Raw genomic sequence first — 5,192 nt, 5'->3', positions numbered from 1 at the left:
TGACTCTATTATAATCTACTGGTATTGGTAAACTACAAACTAACGATTTCTAAAGCCAAATCAAAGATTTGGCGGTGTTCGATTACCCAACCTAACTTCCAAGTGCTCACAAACGCCAGTTGCTTTATACTAGCGTGTTGTAGCGCGTTGTTTTCTATTTGGCCTTTCGAGTCCAAGATAATCCTCGAATTTATTTCTTATTCTAACTTTTAGATAGATTCCAATTAGGTACCAGATTAAACCAAAAATGATAAAAAATATCGCACCTTCAGCTGCCTTTCCGAAATCAGATGAGATTAATGTGTATATCCCTATTAGTGGAAACAACAGCCCGAAAATCGAAAAAATAGAATTTGGCCTAACCAATACGTCTACGATTATACCTTCTTTTGAATCCTTAATTCTACCTTTCAAGTATGCAGGATCATTTTCAAAACTTTGAATGAAAATGCCAATTGTCCATGCGTCTGACAATTTAAAATCTCGATCCGAGGTAAATTTCCCAGATAAATTATAGCCTTTCAGATTGAGAACCCTACTAAGTCTAGTCTTAAAGTCTTGAGCTGATAATTTACAATAATACTCAACTCTTTGATAATTTAATATTTTGTCAATCATGCAATATTCTACATTAAGCTCTAATTCTGATTATTAACAAATCCTATAGTCATATCTATATCCAATCGGTGGCTCAAATGGTTAATGTTACTTTTTTAGCACGGGTCAGAATGCGCTACAACGGCCTGCCGCATGGAGCGTAAAGGGATTTAACCTTAGTAACTTTCCAAAATGAGCGGAGCCAAAGCGTTGTATTTGTTTTCAACTTTTCATTTCTAAAGCCAAATCAGCGATTTGGCGTTGTTTGCCGAAGCTACGAACCAACCAAAACGCACTGCACCCTTTATGCTCTATTGCGGTTTGTTGGCAATAGTACTTTCTATCTTTTTCAAATAATTCTTAACTAACTTTGGGAGCAAATTAATAAGGACAACCTTTTCTGGGGTGTTTATATTATAAACAAAAGTGTAGTCATACTTATTCCTTGCAATTTTGCTATTTACGAGATAATAATTCTTGACAATACTTGAATTATTGTTTTCATTTTTAAATTCAACACTAAGTCTAAAAAGAGTTTTGTGATATTTTTTTTTACTTGAATCCAGTAATATTATTTCACCTACGGCAATACCACTTGTAAATGTCGTCGCTGATTCAATTATTATTATTCGTCTTAGAGCCCTAATTAGTCCGATTAAAAATAAAATTGAAGCCTGAGACAATGTCCATATTATTGTTTCCTCTGAATTTCTACCAATTTCAAATCCTAACTGAATAAACATCATAACAGGGAATGAAATAAGGAGTCCAAAAAGAAAGAACCAATCACTTATTACAATCAAAAGCTTAATGTATAAAGGAAGAAATATATGCTTGTTTGTCATTATGTGCGATTTGTATTATTGCCAACGGTGGGCTAGATGAAGCGTTTGGCAATTTAACGAGCAACCTCTTCAAAATGCCTCGGAGCCAAATCTTTTATTTGTTTTTACCTTTTTGTTTCTAAAGCCAAATCAAAGATTTGGCGGTTTTCGATTACCTAACTAACTTCCAAGTGTTCACGAACGCCAATTGCTTTATACTAGCGTGTTGTACACCGTTTTTATCTTCTTTTTAGTATTTGCTCAACATATTTTCCATGATTTTTAAATCCGTTCTTTTCTGGGTTTTCTAAATCAATCATTCCGTCAATTCCGGAGTCATAAATTTGCCAATTGTGCTTTTTAGCCAGTTCAATTAATTCATAAAGTCCATTTTCTCCATACAGGGATAACATCAAGTTACTTGAATCCTCACTGTCAGTATAAAAGTCAATGGTAAAGTCATTCCCAATTATTTCTCTGTGATTTTCGGCCTTACTTATTTGTTCAAATGAGTTTTCCAAAATTTCACTGAAATTAGTTAGTCCCAATTGGCTTTCGTCCAAGTCTGCAACTGATTTTATTTTCTGTGTAGAATTAAAAAGTACAATATCCCAACTCATTTTATTTTGCTTTATAATGGAGTAAACCCTTTTCAAAGAGCATATCTTTAAATTCTTTGGACGTGTGCTTTACTTTCTTATTTATCAATTTATTTTCAATTCCATAAATAAAAGGTCCAGGTCGATTGCTCCAACCTATTCCAAACTTTCTGGGTTCATATCCAGCTATTCGTCCTCTTATCAAAATCCGATTGTTTTCAGTTACTTTCTCTACAATCAAATCCACACAAGGATATATTTTGTTTTCACTCAAATAGACTTTCTCTGATATCAAGTCAATCACGTCATTTATTCCAACTGCACTATGTTTATCATCAGAATTCCACTCAAATTCAAAATCATCGGGTAGCTCTCTTCCAGAATGTAATTCCGCATAAAGTTTCAATTCCGAGAGAGTCTTTTCTATGTGTCTTTTAAATTCCTTCTGTGTCATTCCTCAAATGGTGTACAACGGACGCGGCTATGAAGCGTAGCTTGTGTTGCGCCTGCGGCAAGCTATGCTTTATGAGCCATTGTTGGGCGTAGTTCTTCTTCTTTACCTAGTTCTTCTTTCTCCTTAAGTTGTTTTTTGGACATTTCTTTATTTTTCACCTTGTCTTGTAACTCAGGATTATTTTCAATTTCCTTTTCAATAATTTCTTGAACTGGTCTTTTAGGAATTTCTACAACTTTGTATTCTTCATTGAATATTTCTTTGAAGGTGACTTTAAATCCTTCCTCTTTTCTTAATTTGTAAAAAAGTGGCCAAGTTCTGTAGTTTTCTTTATCCACTTCACCATCTTTACCTATTTTCTTCATTAAAGCATAACAGTCTTCAAACTCCTCATTAAGTACAAATTTTGAAAGTTTAAAGTCGTCACTTGATGCACTCCAATCTTTTTGATTAATAATATTTTGTGCATCATCTTTTTTGTCTTGAAGGTATTTTGATAGTGCCCTATTTACTATAAATACATTCTTATAGGCATCATTATAGAACTTGTTTTGTTCACATGCAAATTCGAGCATTATATCCGCTAAATAAAATTGTCCTGAACTCATTAAATCATAACAAATGTCATTTAAATGCCTATCAGCCCCTTTAAAATCATTTTTCAATAACTTTCTCCAAATCGTATGAGTAAGTTTTACCGCTAGTTCGAATAAACTTTTATATGCTTTGTCAAAATATTCAAGAGATACATCCAAACGTTGATTTAGTTGAATATCATGAACGTCAGATTTATGTTGTTGACAAACTTTTAGATATTGACTTGAAACAATTCCATCACAATGCACAAATAGATTTCTTCGCTCTGTTATTTCGATATATTTAGACCATACAGGCAATTTTTTTCTTAATGGCATGTTTAGCTTTGTCTCCAAATAATCAAAATGTTCTGAATGACTTTTTCTGAGAACGCATTCTACTTCCTTTTCAATTATATGTTCTCTTGCTTGCTCAATTGAATCAAATCCGATTAAGTCGCTGAATGCTAAATTTCGGTCTGATTGATTAATGAACTCTGGTCGAATTTCAAATAATATTCTTAAAAGCCTGTTTAGATATGCATCAAACTGAGAGATTAGCGAAACAAATAGACTTTCTGGGATTATTTTCGATGCAAGAATTGATATTTCAGAATTTTTACTGAGCTGCTCAAAAATTTTCGCTTCTTCATACTTTACCGCGATAGCTTTTTCCCCATCTTCCTTCTCAATTTCCTCTACATTCTCATTCATAAATTGAACAAGCTTATCTTGTGCTTTTTGTTGGTGAGGTCCTAAAAGCAACAGAGTCATTGGTAACGTATCTTTTATAGATTCAATATGCCTTAAAAAGGTATCTAAATTCTCATTTAACTTTTTTCCTGTCATAAAATATTTTGATTCGAATTATTATTAAATATTTATGGTCGTCTATTCTGAATTCTGACTAACGTAAAAATTAAGCTCTATATTTCAGTAACTTACAAAATACTACTATTACACAAGGTAGTTGTGAGAATTCTGCTACGTTAGCTTAAGAAATCAATAAACCTAAAAGGTATTGATTAACTTATCTTAAAATCAATTCCATAGGTTTATAGGGGGAGTTACGCCCAACGGCCTGCCGCATGGAGCGTAAAGGAATTTAACCTTACATTATTTCCAAATTGAACGGAGCCAAAGCGTTGGGTTGGGTTTTATTTTTTCATTTGTTTTAAAGTCAAATCAACGATTTGGCGTTGTTCGCCGAAGGTACAAACCGACCAAATTACTCTGACTCCTTTATGCTCTATAGCGGTTTGTTGTGTGGCGTTATTTCTTTTTCATATTCCTTATTAATCAATATCTCCAACGTGTCAAGTTGTCCTTTATGGTTTATTAAACCTTTATATTTTAGTTCTGTAAAGAAGTTTGATTCACCTCCAGGCTCCATTATTTCAATATGTTGAATAAATGTGCTGTCATTGACAAATTCAGTGGTCGTATTGCTTGAAGACTCACAAGTGCTTTTCCATTCTGTTAAAGAAATAGTGTTAAGTAATTTTCCATTCTTATCTATTATAAGTAGTTCTATACCTTCATAACAAAGGTCCCAAAACAAGGCAATTGTTTCCATCCTTAAACCATGAATCGAGTTTTGCTGAGAAATATAATAGTTTGGTAGCGTGGATTCATAATTGTAGCTGAAACCATCTATTTGTTTCAAAATATTATTGAAGTATACTTCATCTATTTTCTTTAAATGCATGGACTTGTGATATCCGAATTCAAATGTAGTTAAGTGGTTGTATCTGAAATTAGAAGAAGTGTCTGGATTTATAATACTGTTACTCACATTGAGTTTTTGTTTCTTGTCTTCAAGGTTATTGTTCTCTGAAGCTATATTTTTTTCAGTTAATTCTTGACCTAATGTCTTTGTCGAATCCGAATTTTTCGTTTTTGAATTACAACCATAAAGTGTAATTAGTATTACTGCTATAAAGATGTTTTTCATTTTATCAATATTATGGTGCTATCTAGTTTAATACGATTGTCATAATGCCACACAACGGCTAGGCTATGAAGCGTTGGCTTGTGTTGCGCCTGCGGCAAGCCCATGCTTTATAAGCCATTGTTGCCTGCAGTTTTTATTAAAACTTCACTCCAGGAGCTAAAACCAACTGAAAGAAAATTAAAAGGAGAA

6 protein-coding genes are annotated in these 5,192 nt (G+C 33.1%); all 6 read right to left on the bottom strand.

The genetic code is table 11. The features are described from left to right. Window positions 1-129 precede the first annotated feature (129 nt). The 6 genes from JIV24_RS21780 to JIV24_RS21755 all read right to left on the bottom strand — a co-directional run bounded on the left by JIV24_RS21780 (window position 130) and on the right by JIV24_RS21755 (window position 5,003). Entirely contained in the window at window positions 130-618 is a 489-nt protein-coding gene (locus JIV24_RS21780; protein ID WP_200467198.1) for a hypothetical protein, read from the bottom strand. Window positions 619-908: 290 nt separating this feature from the next. After that, window positions 909-1,442 carry a hypothetical protein gene (locus JIV24_RS21775; protein ID WP_200467197.1) on the bottom strand — a complete coding sequence of 178 codons (534 nt, stop codon included), beginning with the start codon at window positions 1,440-1,442 and terminating at the stop codon, window positions 909-911. Between the two features lie 218 nt (window positions 1,443-1,660). Next, entirely contained in the window at window positions 1,661-2,041 is a 381-nt protein-coding gene (locus JIV24_RS21770; protein ID WP_200467196.1) for a hypothetical protein, read from the bottom strand. 1 nt (window position 2,042) lies between these two features. Beyond that, window positions 2,043-2,474, bottom strand: coding sequence for a hypothetical protein (locus tag JIV24_RS21765; RefSeq protein ID WP_200467195.1), 432 nt, complete (start codon window positions 2,472-2,474; stop codon window positions 2,043-2,045). A gap of 62 nt (window positions 2,475-2,536) precedes the next feature. Further along, window positions 2,537-3,898 carry a hypothetical protein gene (locus JIV24_RS21760; protein ID WP_200467194.1) on the bottom strand — a complete coding sequence of 454 codons (1,362 nt, stop codon included), beginning with the start codon at window positions 3,896-3,898 and terminating at the stop codon, window positions 2,537-2,539. A 400-nt stretch (window positions 3,899-4,298) separates the two neighbouring features. After that, on the bottom strand, window positions 4,299-5,003 hold the full coding sequence (locus JIV24_RS21755) for a hypothetical protein (RefSeq protein ID WP_200467193.1): 705 nt from the start codon (window positions 5,001-5,003) through the stop codon (window positions 4,299-4,301). Window positions 5,004-5,192: the final 189 nt, after the last annotated feature.

It is taken from the genome of Carboxylicivirga marina (assembly GCF_016612505.1).
GTDB lineage: Bacteria > Bacteroidota > Bacteroidia > Bacteroidales > Marinilabiliaceae > Carboxylicivirga > Carboxylicivirga marina.
This window is presented reverse-complemented; position numbering and strand designations above follow the sequence as displayed.

Coding starts and splice junctions, on each gene's coding strand:
- JIV24_RS21780 (WP_200467198.1), bottom strand. CDS start 618: ATGATTGACAAAATATTAAATTATCAAAGAGTTGAGTATTATTGTAAA.
- JIV24_RS21775 (WP_200467197.1), bottom strand. CDS start 1,442: ATGACAAACAAGCATATATTTCTTCCTTTATACATTAAGCTTTTGATT.
- JIV24_RS21770 (WP_200467196.1), bottom strand. CDS start 2,041: ATGAGTTGGGATATTGTACTTTTTAATTCTACACAGAAAATAAAATCA.
- JIV24_RS21765 (WP_200467195.1), bottom strand. CDS start 2,474: ATGACACAGAAGGAATTTAAAAGACACATAGAAAAGACTCTCTCGGAA.
- JIV24_RS21760 (WP_200467194.1), bottom strand. CDS start 3,898: ATGACAGGAAAAAAGTTAAATGAGAATTTAGATACCTTTTTAAGGCAT.
- JIV24_RS21755 (WP_200467193.1), bottom strand. CDS start 5,003: ATGAAAAACATCTTTATAGCAGTAATACTAATTACACTTTATGGTTGT.